The following is a 20,116-nucleotide window of genomic DNA, read 5'->3' on the forward strand; positions in this document are numbered from 1 at the left end:
TGTTAATTTTATTAAAAAAGAAAATGAATTTGAACTGTTGAAATATCCATTGCTTAGCATATTCATACCTGTTTTATGAATTGATCAGGTACGTCATGATTACGTCTTTTGGTTGCTTTTGGTAAGAATCATTTTATTGAATGTCTCAGTTTATAGATAAAAGCAGTTTTTATTAGGTCAAAAGGCAGATGTTTTGTGAATGGTTAGTTGATACTATTGAAGTAGTCAAAGTGTACTGTGTTTTTATGCGAAACGTAAAAATTGAAGTAGTTTTAAAGTTGGTAAATTATGCTTAAAAAAGACAATCAAAGTCTTCTTTAAAAAGAAACAATTATTATGCTATTAAAGGGATTATTGAGTTTTAAAACAAAAAAGCAATTATGCAGAGTTATATTTTTTTTCAGTTTTGCAACTACATTGTTTAGTCATGCAATTACACCACCGGAAGTAGGCCCTGATGGTGTATTGAGTTTTACAAGTGAAAGCGGTGTAACAGACATTGTAGTAGTAACTATAAATGGATCCAATTATGATGTGTCTATTACCAGTGATGGAATTGAAAGCAATCACAGTTACCCAATAAGTTCTGTTGTACAGTTTAGATACATGAATATGGAAATGGGAGTGGATATGTTAAATACTTCAGCTGCCCCAAATTTATACAGAGAGATGTCACACCATGATGAGTACGCTCCTAAGGTATCAGAGATGGCAGATATGTTTGATTTGGTGAGATATAAATACATAATAGTAAAGTCTGTTGCCAATGGAGACTGGAGCTCAGGGAGCACCTGGGATACCGGAACTGTTCCGGAAGCCGGAGCGCGAGTGCTAATTAATAAAGGCCATGTTGTAACGGTAGACAGCGAAATAGCTAATGCTGTAAGAACTGTTAGAATTGATGGAGGTTTGAAGTTCTCTACTACACAAAATTCATCACTTAAAGTAGATACAATGGTGGGCATGATGGGGAGTACATTTGAAATGGGAAGTACTTCAAATCCAATACCCGAGGGAATTACAGCAAAATTAATAATAGAAAATATTGGGGACTTTGTTAATAGTAATGAAAACGACCCGGATTATGACCCGTCTCACTTAGGCTTGGGGGTCATTCTACATGGCAGTACCAAAATTCATGGAATGAAGCGAACGGGGTATGCTACATTTAAAGAAGCATTAATAGGAAACCATTATATTAAGTTAGACCAAACACCGTTAGACTGGAAAGTGGGAGACAAAATTGCTATAGCCGGTACTACCAGAGATGGGAAAGGTGATGAAGCAAGAATTATTACAGGGATAGGAGGTAATACAGTATCTTTTCAAAGACCTTTAGAGAAAAATCATGTGATACCTAACCACACAAAAGTAGGATTAGAGCTTAAATTACATGTTATAAACCTAACTAGAAATGCTATAATAACAACACAAGAAGGGAGTTTTAGGTATGAAATGGACGGGAGCGAACTAAAGTCAAGAGGCCATATCATGTTTATGCATACTAACAATGTGGATATTCATTATGCCGGGTTTTATGAATTAGGACGTACCAATAAATTGGGAAGCATGGTAAATATGAAGCGAGATGCTACTACGGGAGCTGTTACCCGATTAGCACATAATCCTATAGCACGCTACCCTTGTCATTTTCATAGGACCGGAGCAGATGGAACGTCTTTTGGTGTTGTAGAAGGATCGGCTGTAGATGGTTCTCCTGGATGGGGCTTTGTTAACCATAGAGGTGCAGCCTATATAAATAACAATGTAGCCTATAATGTAAACGGAGCTTCTTTTATTGCAGAAGTTGGTAATGAAATAGGGACTTTTTACAATAATATATCTATTCGTACTTTAGGAGACGGAAAAGAAAATAATACGGCAGAACCAAACTTTGGAGCCGGACAAAACTATTTATCTAACGGAAATCAGGTCTTTGAAAATAATATTAATGAGTTTGGCTCGGCAGGTGACGGATTTTGGTTTCATTCTCACACGGTTCATTTTAAGGATAATGTAGCTTCAGGTTTTACAGGGAACGGGTTTAATTTTTGGAATCAAGCTTTAGATGGCGTAGACCGGGACCCTACCAAAGCGAGCAATAATGAAACCAATGAAGATTTTGGGTCGGGAACAGGATTGTTAATGCAGAAAAATCAAGCCTATGGCGGTAATATTGCTTTTTCACAGAATTTTGGTTCACAGGCTTCCGGAAGTGGCGGTAGAGGGTTTCATCGTATAGAAGATTTTGTTGGATATCAGGTAAATACAGGGATTAGACGTAAATATACTAAACATACTGAATATAGACGATTAGTATTGATAGGAGATTTGGAGGACCCTATAGGGAATGCGGCTTATGATACTCATGAAAATGGTAGGTCGCAACAATTTATTGACGCCCATGTTGAAGGTTTTATTAGAGGCTTTAAGGCAGAAAAAAGGCAATACACACATATTATAAAAGGAGGATATTTTAATAATGTATTTAATATAACTCTAGGGTTTAGACATGACAGAGACCAATCTAATTATTACATAAACAATACCTTTGGAGATTTATCAGAAGAGGCTTTAAATAAAGTAAAAGGGAAACTACCGGGTTTTGACGGTATACAAATTGACTATTTAGGGCTTAATGATGTAAGAGGGGGAGATGTAGTCTCAGAAGAGGACGAGTCAGCAGGAGACGGATCAAATACAGAAGGTAAACCATCTGATATGGTGGTTTCTCATGACGGCGAAAACTACAAGGTGTTTTTAAAGACAGAGCAGCACCCGGATAGCATACCGCCTGTTGATTTGGTAGCCAATTCAAATAAAACCAACCGACAACGTTTTTTAGAAGGTAAAGTGTCTTCGGTATTTTCTGCTGAGTTTTATGATCCCGAAATTGTTTTTGAACCATCACTGCCAAATGTGAATTATAATAATATTGTTTTAGGACCGGTAGAACATGTTAACAATGCAAAAGGAGAACCTGTCAGAGACGTTATTATTAAAAGACCCGAAGACGTTACCGTTGCAATAGATCATGGTGGAATTGAGTTTTTATCATCTAATATCTTTGAACGAGTTTTAGATAATAACACGCCGGTAATCAGTGTAGTTGAAAACTCAGATACAAATATTGTAAGCACCGTGACTTCACCGGATAAATCTAAAGTAACTATTACCCCCCTGGCATTAGGGACCTCTACAATAATTTTTCAGACAGATACCGAAGGCGAAGTAACCTTTGATGTTACTGTAGTTCCGTCAGTTCCCTTACCGATAGCTGTAGGTGATGCATTTGATATAGAATTTGACGAAGCCATAAGTTTAGATGTATTAAAAAATGATACAGGAGAAAATGCAATTAACGGATTTGAAATAACCATAGTTTCACAACCTTCTAACGGAAGCTTGTTCATTAATTCAGATAATACAATTGCCTATACGCCAAATACAGGGGCTAGTGGCCCAGATAGTTTTAGTTATACCATTACAGATAGTGTGGAGAAAACGTCAACGCCGGCAACAGTAACTTTAAATGTTATTTCAGAGGCTCCGGATTATACAGTGACTGTTTTGGAAGGTGAAACTATTACTATTGATGTAGCACGAACAATAGCATCAAATACGCCAGCAACTTATGGTTCAGTGAGTTTTAATAACACGGTATTGACTTATGTGCAAAACGGCACAGGGCATAGTGGAACAGATGCATTTACATATGATGTTAACGGGCAAACAGGAACAATAACTATTTTAATAGATAACTTAACTACCATAACAAATACCCCACCGGTGGTTAACGCTGGAGAACCAATTGTTGTCATTGATCGTGATGATACCAATGCAGAACCTGTTACTTTAGACGGTTCATTAAGTTACGATTTAGAAGGCTCAATTACTAGCTATCATTGGGACGTTAATGGACTGTCGTCATCAGCAATATCACCTACATTTAATTTACCGGTAGGCACCTATACCGCTTCCTTAACTTGTACAGATAATGAAGGAAAAAGTTCATTGTCTTTTGTAGATGTGACCGTTCAGCCAAATCCCGGGATTTTCTTTAAAAAGAAAATTATTTCAGATTCAGACAATAGAGCTACACAATCATCCAAAGAAGCACTGGATGGCGATACAGATACCAGGTGGCAATCCAAGAAAAGTGTGGATTTGGTAGAGGATACTCAAAATATTGTTATTAACATGGAACGTTTTTACAATATTGAAAGTATAACTTTTAACCTGGGAACTTATGCCAAAGGAAGGATTAGGGAATTTAAGGTGCATACCTCTGTTGATTTAGATAAAAACATATGGAAAGAAGTCGCGCATTTTGGAGATGGCATTTCAGCATTAAGCCAATTTCAAACCGTTAATTTTAGTACACCGGAAAAAGTACTTTTTGTACGCTTTGAAGGAATAGGTTGGGCAGAGACAGACGATTTTAGAATATTTGAGGTTACTGGTTCAGGGGTGCAATTAGCTAATGAATTGCCTGTGGCAAATGCAGGCATTGACTTAATAGTATATGATCAGGATGATTCAGGAATAGAAGATGGTATGGCTACACTTAATTTAGATGGCAGTCAAAGTGAAGACCCGGATTTAAGGGAATTGACTTATGTTTGGGAAGACACAATGGGTAATACATACTATGGTATAAATCCGGAAATAACCCTTCCGTTGGGAACTCATAATTTCGTGTTGACAGTCACAGATTTAGATGGAGCAACAGCAACTGATAATCTTAAAGTTGAAGTTGTTTCTGGTGAGAAAAATATAGCTCTTTATAAGGACGTTATTACATCTGGTGGAACTCCCGGTTCATCTGATACAAACTTTAATGATGGAATAGATTCGACTATTTATAATAATGCCGGAACCTTGCCACAATTTGTAGGTGTAGATCTTGGTCAGGTGTTTGCTTTAGATCGTGTAGAAATAGAGTGGGATACTGATTATGGAGTAGATTATTCTATACAAAAATCTAATGATGGTATTAACTGGACAAATGTAAAAACAATAACTTCTAATTCTGAAGTATCAAATACCATTGATCTTTCCGGTATGTTGGCACGTTATGTAAGAGTATCTGTAACAAATAGTATAGGAGCATCTTTTGGAATAAAAGAATTTGAAGTTTATAAAGTATTAACTACAAGTCAAATACCAATTGCTAAAGCCGGATTAGATTTTACGGTTTCTGATTTAAACAAGAATGGATTTGAAACTATAACTTTAAATGGTTCATTAAGTTCAGATAATGATGGAACCATAATGAAATATGCATGGAGCATACCGGGATATGCAACCCAGGAAGGTATAGAAACCACTTTAAATGTGCCTTTGGGAACAACAACAATAACATTAACGGTTACTGATAATGATGGAAACACAGCAACAGACAGTATTGATGTAACGGTAGTTGATGATAATGTTAATATTGCAATTAAGAATATGCTGTTGTATGATTTTGAATCAGGGGTTTTAGATGACAGCATTAATAATTTACGGACCACAACTTTTGCTATTGTAGATAATCCTGATGTTGATTTGATTAACCCAAGTACTAAAGTGTTAAAAGTTGATTTAGAGGGAGATGCCGATAACGGAGGAAATAGAGAACTTAAATGGGTTGGTATTGAAATGTCTTTTAATGGAGGGCTGTTTAAACCAAATCTTCGGTATCTGCATGTAAAAATGCGAGCTAGTTATGTGGCGCCTAATAGTGTAAGGGTTTCTAATGGAAGTCAGGCAAATTATAATTCAGATTTAGAAACTAATGCAGCAGCAGATACCTGGGAAGATGTTGTGTTTGATTTAAAGTCTGATACCTGGGATGCCCAGAAATTGATATTGCGTTTAGAAGAAGTGTCGGCGCCCTGGGACGCAGAAATCGTATATTTAGATGATATTTATCTGTCAAATGACCCAAGCCCGTACAATGGCGTGACTAATATAGCACCTATTGCCATGACCTCAGACTATATAGCTACAGATAATGATGGCAATGGTATGGAAACATTAAGTTTAGATGGGTCATCAAGTACCGATTCAGATAGTACAATTCTTGGGTATAAATGGTTGATTTCCGGGCTTGGTCAATATAGTTCAGCAGCCCCGGTATTTGATGTAGATATTTCAGTAGGGGTATATAACGGAACATTGGTTGTTACTGATATTAATGGAGCAGAAGGAACCACAACATTTACAATTACAGTAAATCCTGATCCCAATAATGTAAACCCGATTGCAAATGCAGGTGTAGACCAATATATAGCTACAGCCACTGGTATAGCAAATATTAGTTTAGATGGGGCATTAAGTACAGACCCGGATGGCGTAGTAGTTGGGTATATCTGGGATATTCCAAATGTAGGAATCTTAAACGGAGTGTATGTAAATGCTGATCTTCCATTAGGAGCTACTACAGTAGATTTAACAGTAATTGATGATAAAGGGGCCAGGCATACAGATTCGGTTGTTATTACCGTTCTTGATGAAAATAATTTGCCAGCCACTAATATACACCCAATTGCTAATGCCGGTGGACATATTATAAGGGAGGATACTGATGGTTCAGGTTTTGAAGAGGTAGCTCTTGATGGTTCGGCAAGTTATGATGTTGACGGAACAATTATGTCATATAGTTGGGATATTCCAGGGGTACCCGGATCACCTTTTACAGGTATAACACCAACTGTTACTTTGCCTAAAGGGAGTTATAATGCCACAATAACAGTGACTGATAACCTGGGATTAACAAGCTCATCCCAGTTCAATATAATAGTTGAAAGTACCTTAGGTGTCAATGAGGTTGATGACAGTTCTAAGGATTATATGTTGTACCCAAATCCAGCAAATGAAAAGGTGTTTATAAGACATTTAAAAGAAGAAAAGGAGATAACTATCTATAGTATATTGGGAGAATTAATTATGAACACTAAAATAAGTGATGGTGAAAGTGTAAATGTGTCTAATTTGAATTCTGGAGTTTATGTCTTAAAGATAAATAACGGAAATAACACGGTCATTAAAAGATTTATAAAAGAATAGTAATTAATAGTTTGTTTATTGTTGAAAATTAGATTTTCAAGTGTTTTGTAAAAAGCCTTCAACTTAATTTTGAAGGCTTTTTTATGATAAACTATTTCTTCAATTAGATTTAATAGAAGTGGAATTATCTCATAATAGCATTAGGAAATGTGACAATACTTTCAAAACCATTTTCTCCGACAGATGCTATTCCAAAGAAGTAATTATCAATAACAATACCTTCCAGTAAATACTCTGAAACATCTCCAACATAACGACTATGATCCCACGTGGGAGAAGTGGTATCTCTCCAATAGATTTTATAGCCTTTAGCACCTTTTACCTTGTCCCATTTAAATCTTACTGATGGTTCTACAATGCCTCCAATAGCAACGTTTTTTGGCTTGGGTGGGGCAGAAGCTAAACTGGCTAAATTAATGGCATTAACTGCTGTTAGTTTTTTTGCGTACTCAAAATTAACATGTTCAATCACATCTCCATATTTAATACCATTTTCTTCACGAATATCTTGATGCTGTTGTGTGTAATTTTCATGAGCTTCCATGATTCTGATACCAGCAAAACCTAAATCATTGAAAGGGCGATGATGACCACCACGACCAAACCGGTCTAATCTGTAAATCATCATTGGGTTCATTTCAGGCATATAAGTTTTGGTTGTTTTATGAATGTATCGGGCCAATTGTCGGGAAATACCATCTACTTCACCACCATAAAACCGTCTACGCTCTCTTTGCTTTTCAGATTCGGTAGGAGGGGTAGGCTCAGAGAAAATTCTAAAGCTTCTGTTATCAATAACACCGTCAACTCCTTTTATATTTCCAATCATGTCATTGTTTAATACACCTATAATATCCCAGCCTTTGTCTTGGGCGTATTTTGCCAAACCGGCACCACCAAATAGGCCTTGTTCTTCACCAGATAGCCCAACATAAATAATACTACTTTTAAATTGATATTTACTTAAAACCCGAGCAGCTTCAATGGTACCTGCCATTCCGGATGCATTATCATTTGCACCGGGAGCATCGGTTGTATAATCCATAGTATCACTGGCGCGAGAATCAATGTCTCCACTCATGATAATATACCTATTAGGGTATTCTGTACCTTTTTGAATGGCCACAACATTTACAACCCAGGCATCATGAGGAACCCGACTATTACCTTCTTTGGTTACAAAATCTTTTTGGTAAAATACTTCTAAGCAGTTATTGCAGGCCTTTGATATATTTTCGAATTCAGATTTAATCCAGCGTCTTGCAGCTCCTATACCTCTGGTCTTGGAAATGGTATCGCTAAATGTATTTCTGGTACCAAAATTAACAAGTGTCTGGATATCCGAGTGTATGCGTTCAGTAGATACATTATCAATAATATCATAGATTTTTTCTGAAGTTTGTGTAAATGCAGAATTTAAAAAACAAAGTGCAGCAAAAGTTAAAAGTAATTTCATTTTTTTCCTTAAAAATAGTGAAAATAAAAACGCCTCGAAATTTATTTCGAGGCGCTTATAAAAATTGAGTTAGTCACTCTATGTATTGGGTTAAACCGTATTAAAAACAATACTTATTTTCTTTGATGACTTCTTCTGCTATAATATTCCTTAATTCTATAATATTAGGCATATTCACATATTTTATATAACGTTTTAAACCCATAAGCATCATACGTTGCTCATCTCCTGTAGAGAAAGAAATTATAGAATGCTTTCCTGCGGTTTCAATAACATCAATAGCATGAAATAGGTTTAATTTGGCCATAGCTATTTGTTCTTTTACCTTATCTTCCCCTTCTCTTTTAGCCATTTTTTCTGCACGAAGTATGGCTGATTCAGCCAGGTAAATTTGTATTAAAATATCGGATGCCGCTAACATGAGTTGCTGTTGCTCTTCAATTTTTTCACCATATTTTTGAAGTGCAGCTCCTGCCACCATTAAAAATAATTTTTTTAGATTTTTTACAATATTCTTTTCTTCTGAAAACAACTCGGAGTAATCTGGTACGTCAAATGATGGAATACCAACTAACTCATCTTTAACAGCCATAGCAGGTGTTAGTACATCTACATGTCCTTTCATAGCTTTTTTGATAAGCATGCCTATTGAAAGCATTCTGTTTATTTCGTTGGTACCTTCATATATTCTGGAAATCCTTGCGTCTCTCCAGGCTGACTCTATAGGAGTCTCTTCAGAGAAGCCCATTCCTCCATAAATTTGAATACCTTCATCTGTACACTTTTGAATAAATTCAGAAACTGCCACTTTAAGAATAGAACATTCAATAGCATATTCTTCAACACCTTTTAATTCGGCTTCCTGATGGGTGTCTTTTCCGTTGTGTCGCCTAAGCTCGATACGGTCCTCAATATTTTTGGCTGCTCTATAACAGGCGGCTTCACCTACCCAACAATTGGTTGTCATTTCTGCTATTTTTTGACGAATAGCACCAAAACTGGAAATGGGAGTTTTAAATTGAATACGTTCATTGGCATATTTCACAGACTCAGATATTGTACGTCTTTGAGCATCAAGACAGGCAGCGGCTAATTTTATTCTGCCTACATTGAGAGCATTCATAGCAATTTTAAATCCATTCCCTCTTGTAGATAACATATTTTCAACGGGAACAACAGTGTCGTTAAAAAAGACTTGCCTTGTTGATGATGAGCGGATACCCAATTTGTGTTCTTCTTCACCCATGGTAATACCATTAGGGTTTTCGGGATCATACTCTACGATAAATCCTGTAATATTTTTGTCATCTTCAATACGTGCAAAAACGATCATGACATGGCAAAAACCGGCATTTGAGATCCACATCTTTTGTCCCGTAATACTGTAAGTTTTCCCATCTTCAGATAAAACCGCTTTTGTTTTTCCCGAGTTTGCATCACTACCGGCACTAGGTTCTGTTAAACAATATGAGCCAAACCATTCTCCTGAAGCTAATTTGGGGACATATTTTTGTTTTTGCGCTTCTGTACCGTATAGCGTAATTGGCATTGTACCAATACCTGTATGAGCGCCAAAAGCTGTACTAAACGAACCTGTAGCTCCTGAGATAAAATCACACACTAGCATGGTGTCAACAAAACCCATTCCCATGCCTCCATATTCTTCAGGGACAGAGACACTAAGAAACCCCAGTTCTGCTGCCTTTTGCATACAAGCTTCAGTAAAAGCAAAGTCCTTTTTTTCAAATCTTGCTTTATTTGCCCAAAGCTCCCTGTCTACAAATTCACTTACAGCTTCTTTCATCATAAGCTGATCTTCATTGAAATCTTCAGGAGTAAAAATGTCTTCACAATTGACCTCTTTTACCAAGAACTGACCTCCGCGTAAAATATCTTTTTCCATTGCTTTATGTTATTTTTTAATTTAAAAATTCAAAGACTCCACAGGCGCCCTGCCCTGTTCCAACGCACATAGTAACGGCTCCATATTTTCCTTTCATATCTCTTTTTCGCATTTCGTCAAATAGCTGAACAGAAAGTTTGGCTCCGGTACATCCTAGCGGATGACCCAGTGCAATGGCTCCGCCGTTAACATTTACGAAATCGGGGTTTAGGCCTAATTCCCTGATTACGGCGATTGATTGCGATGCAAAGGCTTCGTTAAGTTCGATCAATTCCAAATCATCCTGTTTTAATCCAGCTAATTTTAATGCTTTAGGAATGGCTTTTACCGGGCCAATCCCCATAATTCTGGGTTCAACGCCGGCAGCGGCATAATTCACTAATCTGGCTATAGGTTCAAGATTTAACTCTTTAACCATATCTTCACTCATTACCATTACAAAAGCAGCACCATCACTCATTTGCGATGAATTACCTGCTGTTACGCTTCCGCCTTGAGCAAATACCGGCCTAAGTTTTGCTAAAACCTCTAAGCTTGTTCCTGCTCTTGGGCCTTCATCCTTTGTTACGGTATAAGATTTTGTTGCCTTTTTACCATTATGATCTACGTAAATTTGTTCTATTTCAATAGGAACAATTTGATCCTGAAAACGATTCTCGGCCTGGGCTTTTAAAGCTTTCATATGCGAATTATATGCAAATTCATCCTGATCTTCACGAGATACTTTAAATTGATTGGCTACAGCTTCGGCTGTATTACCCATGCCCCAATAATAGTCTTCATGTCCGGCTTTTACAATATCATAATTTAGTTCTGGTTTAAATCCGGTCATTGGTACAGCGCTCATACTTTCGGCACCGCCGGCTATGATACAGTCTGCCATACCCGATTGAATTTTTGCAGTGGCAATACCTATAGTTTCAATCCCGGAAGAACAGAACCTATTTACTGTAACACCAGGAACTTCCACCGAGTTTAATCCCATTAAGGAAATTAAGCGGGCCATGTTTAAGCCCTGAGATCCTTCCGGCATAGCATTACCAACTATAACATCGTCAATACGCGCTTTATCCAAACCGGGCAGTTCTTTCATCATATGCTGAATAGTTTCAGCTGCTAACTCATCGGTTCTCTTAAAACGAAAAACGCCTTTTGGAGCTTTACCTACAGCAGTTCTGTATGCTTTTACTATATATGCTTGTTTCATCTTTATATGCTTTTGGGCTATTAGCTTTTGGCTTCTAGCATCTAAATACTTTAATTTTAACTACCGATAGTAAATATCTGGCAGTTTAGTCATTTTAATTACGCAATGGTTTTCCGGTTTTCAACATATGTTGGATACGTTCTAAGGTTTTACGTTCGGTACATAAACTTAAAAAAGCTTCACGCTCTAAGTCTAACAAATATTGTTCTGTTACCAGAGTTGGTTCAGACAAATCACCACCGGCCATCACATAGGCCAGTTTGTTTGCTATTTTTTGATCATGTTCACTTATATAATTAGCGGCTTCCATAGAATCTGTACCTACTAAGAACATACCTAAGGCTTGTTTGCCAAGTACTTTTACATCTTTGCGTTTTACAGGCATGGTATAACCGGTATCAGCCATCAGTTTTGCATAGGTTTTTGCGGTTGCTATCTGTCTGTCTTTATTAACAACTACAGTATCTTTTCCTTTTTGAAGTACCCCCATATCAAATGCTTCATAAGCTGAGGTTGCTACTTTAGCCATGCCAATAGTTAAGAAGTATTCCTGTAATATGTTAAGTTCTACATCTCCTTTTCTAAATGTATCTGATGCTCTCAGGGCCATTTCTTTTGAACCGGCACCCCCGGGAATGACACCTACACCAAATTCTACTAAACCTATATATGTTTCTGCGGCAGCTACAACTTTGTCTGCGTGCATAGAAAGCTCACAAGCACCACCCAAGGCCATGCCATGCGGAGCTGAAACTGTTGGAATGGATGAATACCGCATACGCATCATGGTATCCTGAAAATATTTTATAGCAGCATTGAGTTCATCATATTCCTGCTCCACAGCCATCATAAAGATCATACCGATATTTGCACCAACAGAAAAATTGGGCCCCTGATTACCAATGACTAATCCCTCAAAATCTTTTTCAGCAATATCTACTGCTTTATTTAGCCCAGCCAACACATCTCCTCCAATGGTATTCATTTTAGATTGGAATTCACAATTTAAAATGCCATCTCCGAGGTCTTCTATAACCACTCCGGAATTTTTAAACACGGCATTAGACGTTCTGATATTATCTAAAATAATGAAGGCATCCTGACCTGGAATTTTTTCTTGGGATTTTGACGAAATATTATAAAAATAAGTTGCACCTTCATGAACAGTATAAAAAGAAGCGTTGCCTGATGTAATCATATCCTTAACCCATGATGCCTCTTTTATACCTTCAGCTTTTATTAGCTCTAAACCTTTTTCAACACCAATGGCATCCCAGATCTGAAACGGACCATGTTCCCAACCAAAACCCGCCTTCATGGCATCATCAATTTTATATAGTTCATCTGAAATTTCAGGGATTCTATGGGACACATATGCAAATAATGCCGCGAAAGATTTTCTGTAGAATTCACCGGCTTTATCTTTTCCTGAAATTAATACTTTAAAACGGTCAATAACCTTATCGATAGATTTAGTCAACTCTAAAGTTGCAAATTTTGCTTTTTTAGAAGGGCTGTATTCTAAAGTATTTAAGTTCAAGGCCAGAATTTCTTTTTTACCCTCATTAGAGATCTGTTTTTTATAAAAGCCCTGTCTTGTTTTGCTGCCAAACCATTTCTTTTCAACCATGGTATTGATGAAATCGGGGAGTTTGAACAATTCTAAACGTTCATCATTTTTGCAGTTATCAGCAATGCCATTGGCCACATGTACAAGTGTATCTAAACCAACTACATCTACAGTTCTAAAGGTTGCAGATTTAGGTCTTCCAATAACCGGACCTGTTAATTTATCAACTTCTTCAACAGTTAATCCCATAGTTTTTACAGTATGGAATAAACTCATAATACTGAAAATTCCAATTCTGTTTCCAATAAAAGCAGGTGTGTCTTTGGCAATCACAGATGTTTTTCCAAGAAATTGTTCACCATAGCCATTTAAAAACTCCAGAATAGAAGCATCAGTCTTTGGTCCGGGAATAATTTCAAACAGGTTTAAGTAACGTGCCGGATTGAAAAAATGTGTGCCGCAGAAATGTTTCTGAAAATCTTCACTGCGTCCCTCACTCATAAATTTTATGGGAATACCTGAAGTGTTACTGGTAATTAGTGTTCCGGGAGTCCTATATTTTTCAAGCGTCTCAAAAACTTGCTTCTTTATATCCAGCCTTTCAACAACAACTTCCATGATCCAGTCAGCATTGGCCACTTTTGAAATATCATCTTCCAGATTTCCTGTTGTGATCCTATGGGCAAATTTTTGATGATAAATAGGAGACGGTTTTGATTTTAAGGATGTTGCCAAGGCATCATTTACCAGTCTGTTGCGTACCACCTTATCTTTTAAAGTCAAGCCTTTAGCTTTTTCTTTATCGTTAAGTTCTCTTGGAATGATGTCTAATAGTAATACATCAACACCAATATTAGCAAAATGGCATGCAATACCACTTCCCATTATTCCAGAGCCTATAATAGCTACTTTTTTAATTCTTCTTTTGCTCATCTTTAATATTACTAATCGTTTTGATTGTATATTTTTTTATTAGAAATCATATCATTAATAACTTCAGCTACGTCATAGAAATGATTTAATTGCTCTTCCGTTACATTTTTCCTAATGGCCTCATTAAATGTTAAAACCCGTTCTCTGGAAAGGTCTCTTTTTCCACGGCCAAATTCCGTTAAAGAAATGATAACACCTCTTCCGTCATCTGGATTAGGCTTCCGTTCTATTAAGCCTCTTTCTTCCATGGTTTTTAATATTCTTGATAGGCTGGTAGCTTCCATTCCCATCTTAGGGCCTAAAGCAGTAGACGGTGTGCCTTTTTCAGGATCAATACTTAGTAAAGTAAAACCCGTTGCCATAGTGCTCTCAAATTTTGCTGCCTCTTCATTATACATCTTTTGAACTGAGAGCCATGTTGTTCGAAGGATGTAATCAATGGTTTTGTCTTTCATATCTTAAGGTTGGTCTTACCAAAGATATGAAATTTTATTATGCGTGCATAATAAATATATTGAAAAATTACTAAACTTTAATATTAATGCGACATATGAAAAATTGTCTTACAAAAAATCATGGCCTGTATATATTTTCTATTAAAGTATGGTATTTTTCTTTTATTATACTACGCCTCATTTTCATAGTAGGTGTGAGGTGGCCTGAGTCTATGGACCAGATTTCAGGGGTTAATTTAAACAATTTAATTTGCTCCCATTTACCAAATTTATTATTGCATTTGTCTACTTCTTTCTGAATTCTGTTTAGAACAATTTCAGAGTTCACAATAGCCTCATGAGAGTTTTCAATAGGGTGATGCTTGCGTTCAATCCATTCATTAATAAATTCAAAGTTTGGTTGAATTAAAGCAGCAGGCATTTTTTCTCCTTCTCCAATAACCATGATTTGTTCTATAAATCTGGATTGTTTTAATTCGTTTTCAAGCAGGGTAGGGATAATATATTTTCCTCCGGAGGTTTTGAACATTTCCTTTTTACGTCCGGTAATTTTTAAAAATCCGTCAGCATCTACTTCGCCTTTATCTCCGGTATGAAAATATTCTCCAGTCATAACACTGGCAGTTTTCTCAGGGTCTTTATAATAACCAAGCATGACATTGGGGCCCTTGATTAAAATTTCACCGTCATCGGCAATTTTAACCTCAACATTATCTATAGGTTTACCTACGGTACCTACTTTGAACATGTTGTTGCTATACTCTCCAACTGATACTACCGGAGACGTTTCGGTTAGGCCATATCCTTCCATGATATGCATACCGGCAGCACAAAAGATTCGTGATAATCTTGGTTGTAAAGCTGCGCTTCCAGATACCATTGTAAATAGTTCCCCACCTAATGCAGCTCTCCATTTGCTAAAAATAAGTTTGCTGGCAATACTTAATTTAAATTCGTACCAAGCTCCATTTTGCTTGTAAGGCTCCCATTGTTCACCTAAGCTTACAGCCCAATAGAATAACGCTTTCTTTATCCCGGATAATTCTTCAGCTTTGGTCATAATTTTGTCATACACTTTTTCAAGAAGCCGGGGGACAACACTCATAAGATTAGGTTTGATCTCTTTTGCATTATCACCAATTTTATCAAGACCTTCTGCAAAATAAATTGAAGTACCGGAATGTTGATAGACATATATCAATAAACGTTCAAATATATGGCAGATAGGTAAAAAGCTTAAAACTCTTGTTTCTCCGTCTTTCAGGGGAACTCTTGGAACACTGTCTAATGCATTGCTGGTAATATTCCAATGGGAAAGCATAACACCTTTGGGTTTACCCGTAGTTCCCGAAGTATATATTATGGTTGCTAAATCATTTGGTTGAACGTCATTTTTTCTGTTTTCTACTTCATTTTGGTTAGAGGTATCTTTGCCTAAATCTAATAGTTCAGAATAATGTTTACACCCATCTATATGATCAAATGAATAGACCTCTTTTAACTTGGTATTAGCTTTAACATTATTTATTTTTTCCAAAACCTCTTCATCAGACACAAAACAATACATAGATTCACTATGATTAAGTATATATTCATAGTCTTTAGCAGAAATGGTAGGGTATATAGGAATATTTTGTGCACCTACTTGTAGTACTCCAATATCCATAATGTTCCATTCTGTTCTATTGGTAGATGAAATAACAGCAATTTTATCATCCTTTTTAACGCCTAATCTTAATAAAGCTCTACTTATAGCATTAGCTTTATCAATATAATCCTGAGTAGAGGTTTTAACCCATTTACCATCATATTTGGTAACTAATGCTGCGTCATTAGGTTTGTTTTCAAGCTGGTAATATGGAAAGTCAAAAAGTCGTGTTATCTCTGTCATCTGTTGTTTTTATAAAGTCTACTATTGCAAAGTATGAAAATAAATAGTCTTTTCAAATACACTTAACAAGAAGAAATACCTAAAATGCTATTCTGCAATAACAATTTATTTAATTTCCTGTTAGAAAGTAAGATGAAAATCAAAACAAATTAAACGATTTATAGCGCTGTTATTTTTGTATGAAATTAAGGAGATCTTTTTAAAAGTCAAATCTGCTTAGTTTGCTATGGATTTAAATATTGGGTTAGAGTAACCTTGAAGAATTTTTGTATGATTTTAAGAGTTTTTATGAAAACTGCATCATTTTATATTCAAGAGCATGACTTATTTTAATAAATGTTAATGTTCTTTACTTTTTTTAATATAAATAAATTAAAAGTGTAAAGAATTCATTTTTATAAGCGATTAATTCAAACGTTTTCGTAAAACCAATTCCTTGAAAACCTTTTTTACACGTGGGTTTACTGACTTTTGTCATCTTTATATTTTGTTCTTGTATTTACCTTTGATAGTGTAAACAGACACGATTTTTTCAAAATATTAATACATAAAACAATGGAAGTAAAACAATTTAAAAACGGAATTTGGACAGAACAGGTCAATGTTAGGGATTTTGTAATTAATAATATTACGCCTTACCACGGAGCACATGATTTTTTAGTTGGGCCAAGTAAGAGAACCCAAAAATTGTGGGACGTTTGTAAAGTTGCTACCAAAGAAGAGCGACAAAATAATGGTGTACGTTCTGTAGATACAGAAACCATTTCAACAGTCAGTGCTTTTGCTGCCGGGTATATTGATAGAGAAAACGAAGTTATTGTTGGTTTACAAACCGATGAATTATTAAAACGGGCCATGAAACCTTTTGGAGGGTTTAAAGTGGTTCAGAAAGCATTAGCAGAACAAGGTGTAAAACCTAATGATGCTTTAACCGAATTGTTTTCTAAATATGTAAAGACACATAACGATGGTGTTTTTGATGCTTATACGGCAGAGATTAGAAAGTTTCGTTCTCTGGGCTTTTTAACCGGTTTACCGGATAATTATGCAAGAGGAAGGATTATAGGAGATTATCGTCGTGTAGCACTTTATGGTATAGATTTTCTAATAGAATCTAAACAAAAGGACTTAGCTAATATTACGGGGCCGATGACAGAGTCTGTAATTAGATTGAGAGAAGAAGTGTCCGAGCAAATTAAAGCATTAAAAGAAATGCTTGAATTGGGAGCAACGTATGGCTTAGAGCTTGGTCGTCCTGCAGAAACAGCTCATGAAGCGGTGCAATGGACCTATATGGCATATTTAGCTGCTGTTAAAGAACAAGACGGTGCAGCTATGTCCTTAGGAAATACTTCAACTTTTCTGGATATTTATATTGAAAATGACTTGCAAGAAGGCCTTATCACTGAAGAGGATGCTCAAGAATATATTGACCAGTTTGTGATGAAATTAAGAATGGTACGTCACTTAAGAATGGGGGCTTATGACGAAATATTTGCCGGAGACCCTACATGGGTTACTGAAGCTATTGGTGGCATGTTTGAAGATGGAAGAACAAAGGTAACCAAAACGTCTTTCCGTTTCTTAAATACCTTATATAACCTTGGGCCTTCACCTGAACCCAATATGACGGTATTGTGGTCTAAAGATTTACCTGAGAATTTCAAAAAATTCTGTTCTAAAGTAGCTATTGATACGTCTTCAATTCAGTTTGAAAATGATAACCTTATGAGAGCACAGCGTGGTTCTGATGATTATGGTATAGCTTGCTGTGTGTCTTATCAAAGTTTAGGGAAATCTATTCAGTTCTTTGGTGCCCGTACTAACTTAGCTAAAACCTTGTTATTGGCTATTAATGGCGGACGTTGTGAAAATACAGGGAAGCAAATGGTTGAGGGTATTGAGGCTTGCACATGTGATGTTTTAGATTTTGATAAGGTCATGGCTAACTTTAAAATTGCCATGAAAGAAGTGGCCAGAGTATATAATGACTCTATGAACATTATTCATTACATGCATGACAGGTATTATTATGAAAAAGCGCAAATGGCTTTAATAGATACAAATCCGGATATCAATATTGCCTATGGTATTGCTGGTTTATCTATTGTTGCAGATTCTCTTTCTGCAATTAAGTATGCTAAAGTTAAACCAATTAGAAATGAAGAAGGATTGACTGTAGATTTTATAATAGAAGGGGAGTTCCCTAAATATGGTAATGACGATGATAGCGTAGATCTTTTAGCTGCTAATGCCGTAGCTGACTTTAATGACGAATTGAAAAAATTGTCGGTTTATAAGGATGCTGAACCAACCATGTCTGTATTAACCATTACATCTAATGTGTCTTATGGAAAGAAAACCGGAGCTACGCCTGATGGCAGAGCAAGTGGCATTCCATTTGCGCCCGGTGCAAACCCAATGCATGGGCGTGATTGTAATGGAGCTATAGCATCATTAAACTCGGTTGCTAAAATTGATTATAAAGATTCTTTAGACGGGATTTCAAATACATTTTCAATAGTGCCTAAATCATTAGGTGCAGATGACTCTGATAGAATTGAGAATTTAGCAACTATAATTGATGGATACTTTATTAAAAAGGCACAACACTTAAATGTAAATGTGCTTGATAAGGAAACTTTATTGGATGCTATGGAGCACCCGGAAGAGTACCCTCAATTAACCATACGTGTTTCTGGTTACGCAGTTAATTTTGTAAGATTAACAAAAGAACAGCAACTGGAAGTGATTACGCGTTCTTTTCATGAATCCATGTAATTATTAATATTTTGATGCATCTGAAAAAGGAGTTTAAAACTTCTTTTTCGGGTGCTTATTTAAAACATTTGAATTATTAAAACTCAGGACAACATATTGAATGTACATTCTATCGAGTCGTTTGGAACGCATGACGGCCCGGGCGTAAGAATGGTTGTTTTTTTACAGGGCTGTAAATTAAAATGCTTGTATTGCCATAACCCGGATACTATTGATACAGCGGGAGGAAAGGCCTATCGTATTGATGAGCTTGTAAATATGGCGGTAAAAATGAAGCCCTACTTTGGAAAAAAAGGAGGAGTAACGGTATCTGGAGGCGAGCCCTTATTACAATCAAGGTCATTAGTGCCATTTTTTAAAAAACTTAAAGAAGCAGATATACATACCAATATTGACACCAATGGCAGGGTTCTCAATCATTTTACCGAAGAGTTACTGGATGAATATGCTGATTTGGTTATGCTGGACATTAAGCATATGACTGAGGCCGGATATAACTATATCACTGGCCGAAAAAATAAAGAGACCACATTCAAATTTGCAAAACACAGAGAGGCCTCAGGTAAAAAAATGTGGTTACGTTATGTACTGATACCTGAAATCACCAATACACCAGAGTTATTGCATGACATGGGAAGGTACTTTAAAGATTACAAAACCATTGAAAAAATTGAACTTCAACCATATCACAAGCTAGGTGTTCATAAGTGGGATGCTTTAGGTTGGGAATACCAATTAAAAGATGCCCGGGAGAATACAAAAGAAGACATAAATGCGGCGGTTGAGATCCTTAAAAATTATTTCAAAGAGGTGAAAGTAAACTAGGACGAGCCACTAAAAAAGGGCATTTAAATGAACAAATTACAA

The 20,116-nt window shown here is 36.3% G+C and carries 9 protein-coding genes; 3 read left to right on the plus strand and 6 right to left on the minus strand.

Annotated features, from left to right (window positions below; all coding sequences use genetic code 11):
• Positions 1-336 precede the first annotated feature (336 nt).
• Positions 337-7,053 (plus strand): PKD domain-containing protein, encoded by a 6,717-nt coding sequence (locus VOI54_RS14930; protein ID WP_326283782.1) that lies wholly within the window; start codon positions 337-339, stop codon positions 7,051-7,053.
• A 124-nt stretch (positions 7,054-7,177) separates the two neighbouring features.
• On the opposite strand, the gene VOI54_RS14935 is transcribed toward VOI54_RS14930, so the two are convergent.
• From VOI54_RS14935 to VOI54_RS14960, 6 genes are all read right to left on the minus strand, one after another.
• A complete protein-coding gene (locus VOI54_RS14935) occupies positions 7,178-8,509 on the minus strand; it encodes a M28 family peptidase (protein WP_326283784.1) in 1,332 nt (443 codons plus the stop codon).
• 100 nt (positions 8,510-8,609) lie between these two features.
• Positions 8,610-10,412 carry an acyl-CoA dehydrogenase FadE gene (locus tag VOI54_RS14940; protein ID WP_326283786.1) on the minus strand — a complete coding sequence of 601 codons (1,803 nt, stop codon included), beginning with the start codon at positions 10,410-10,412 and terminating at the stop codon, positions 8,610-8,612.
• 16 nt (positions 10,413-10,428) lie between these two features.
• Positions 10,429-11,619: an acetyl-CoA C-acyltransferase gene (locus tag VOI54_RS14945; protein ID WP_326283788.1), complete on the minus strand. Its 1,191-nt coding sequence runs from the start codon at positions 11,617-11,619 to the stop codon at positions 10,429-10,431.
• A gap of 94 nt (positions 11,620-11,713) precedes the next feature.
• Positions 11,714-14,122 carry a 3-hydroxyacyl-CoA dehydrogenase/enoyl-CoA hydratase family protein gene (locus VOI54_RS14950; RefSeq protein WP_326283790.1) on the minus strand — a complete coding sequence of 803 codons (2,409 nt, stop codon included), beginning with the start codon at positions 14,120-14,122 and terminating at the stop codon, positions 11,714-11,716.
• A gap of 11 nt (positions 14,123-14,133) precedes the next feature.
• A complete protein-coding gene (locus VOI54_RS14955) occupies positions 14,134-14,577 on the minus strand; it encodes a MarR family winged helix-turn-helix transcriptional regulator (RefSeq protein ID WP_326283792.1) in 444 nt (147 codons plus the stop codon).
• Positions 14,578-14,695: 118 nt separating this feature from the next.
• Positions 14,696-16,468 (minus strand): AMP-dependent synthetase/ligase, encoded by a 1,773-nt coding sequence (locus tag VOI54_RS14960; protein WP_326283794.1) that lies wholly within the window; start codon positions 16,466-16,468, stop codon positions 14,696-14,698.
• A gap of 555 nt (positions 16,469-17,023) precedes the next feature.
• On the opposite strand from VOI54_RS14960, the gene pflB reads away from it, so the two are divergent.
• Positions 17,024-19,249 (plus strand): formate C-acetyltransferase, encoded by a 2,226-nt coding sequence (pflB, locus tag VOI54_RS14965; protein ID WP_326283796.1) that lies wholly within the window; start codon positions 17,024-17,026, stop codon positions 19,247-19,249.
• Positions 19,250-19,345: 96 nt separating this feature from the next.
• Positions 19,346-20,074, plus strand: coding sequence for a pyruvate formate-lyase-activating protein (gene pflA / locus VOI54_RS14970; protein ID WP_326283798.1), 729 nt, complete (start codon positions 19,346-19,348; stop codon positions 20,072-20,074).
• Positions 20,075-20,116 lie beyond the last annotated feature (42 nt).

This window comes from Alterotamlana spongicola (assembly GCF_035818475.1).
GTDB lineage: Bacteria > Bacteroidota > Bacteroidia > Flavobacteriales > Flavobacteriaceae > Cognatitamlana.

Bases quoted from the DNA above. Each gene is read 5' to 3' on its own strand.
- VOI54_RS14930 (WP_326283782.1), top strand. From the start codon at position 337: ATGCTATTAAAGGGATTATTGAGTTTTAAAACAAAAAAGCAATTATGC.
- VOI54_RS14950 (WP_326283790.1), bottom strand. From the start codon at position 14,122: ATGAGCAAAAGAAGAATTAAAAAAGTAGCTATTATAGGCTCTGGAATA.
- VOI54_RS14955 (WP_326283792.1), bottom strand. From the start codon at position 14,577: ATGAAAGACAAAACCATTGATTACATCCTTCGAACAACATGGCTCTCA.
- VOI54_RS14940 (WP_326283786.1), bottom strand. From the start codon at position 10,412: ATGGAAAAAGATATTTTACGCGGAGGTCAGTTCTTGGTAAAAGAGGTC.
- VOI54_RS14945 (WP_326283788.1), bottom strand. From the start codon at position 11,619: ATGAAACAAGCATATATAGTAAAAGCATACAGAACTGCTGTAGGTAAA.
- pflB (WP_326283796.1), top strand. From the start codon at position 17,024: ATGGAAGTAAAACAATTTAAAAACGGAATTTGGACAGAACAGGTCAAT.
- VOI54_RS14935 (WP_326283784.1), bottom strand. From the start codon at position 8,509: ATGAAATTACTTTTAACTTTTGCTGCACTTTGTTTTTTAAATTCTGCA.
- VOI54_RS14960 (WP_326283794.1), bottom strand. From the start codon at position 16,468: ATGACAGAGATAACACGACTTTTTGACTTTCCATATTACCAGCTTGAA.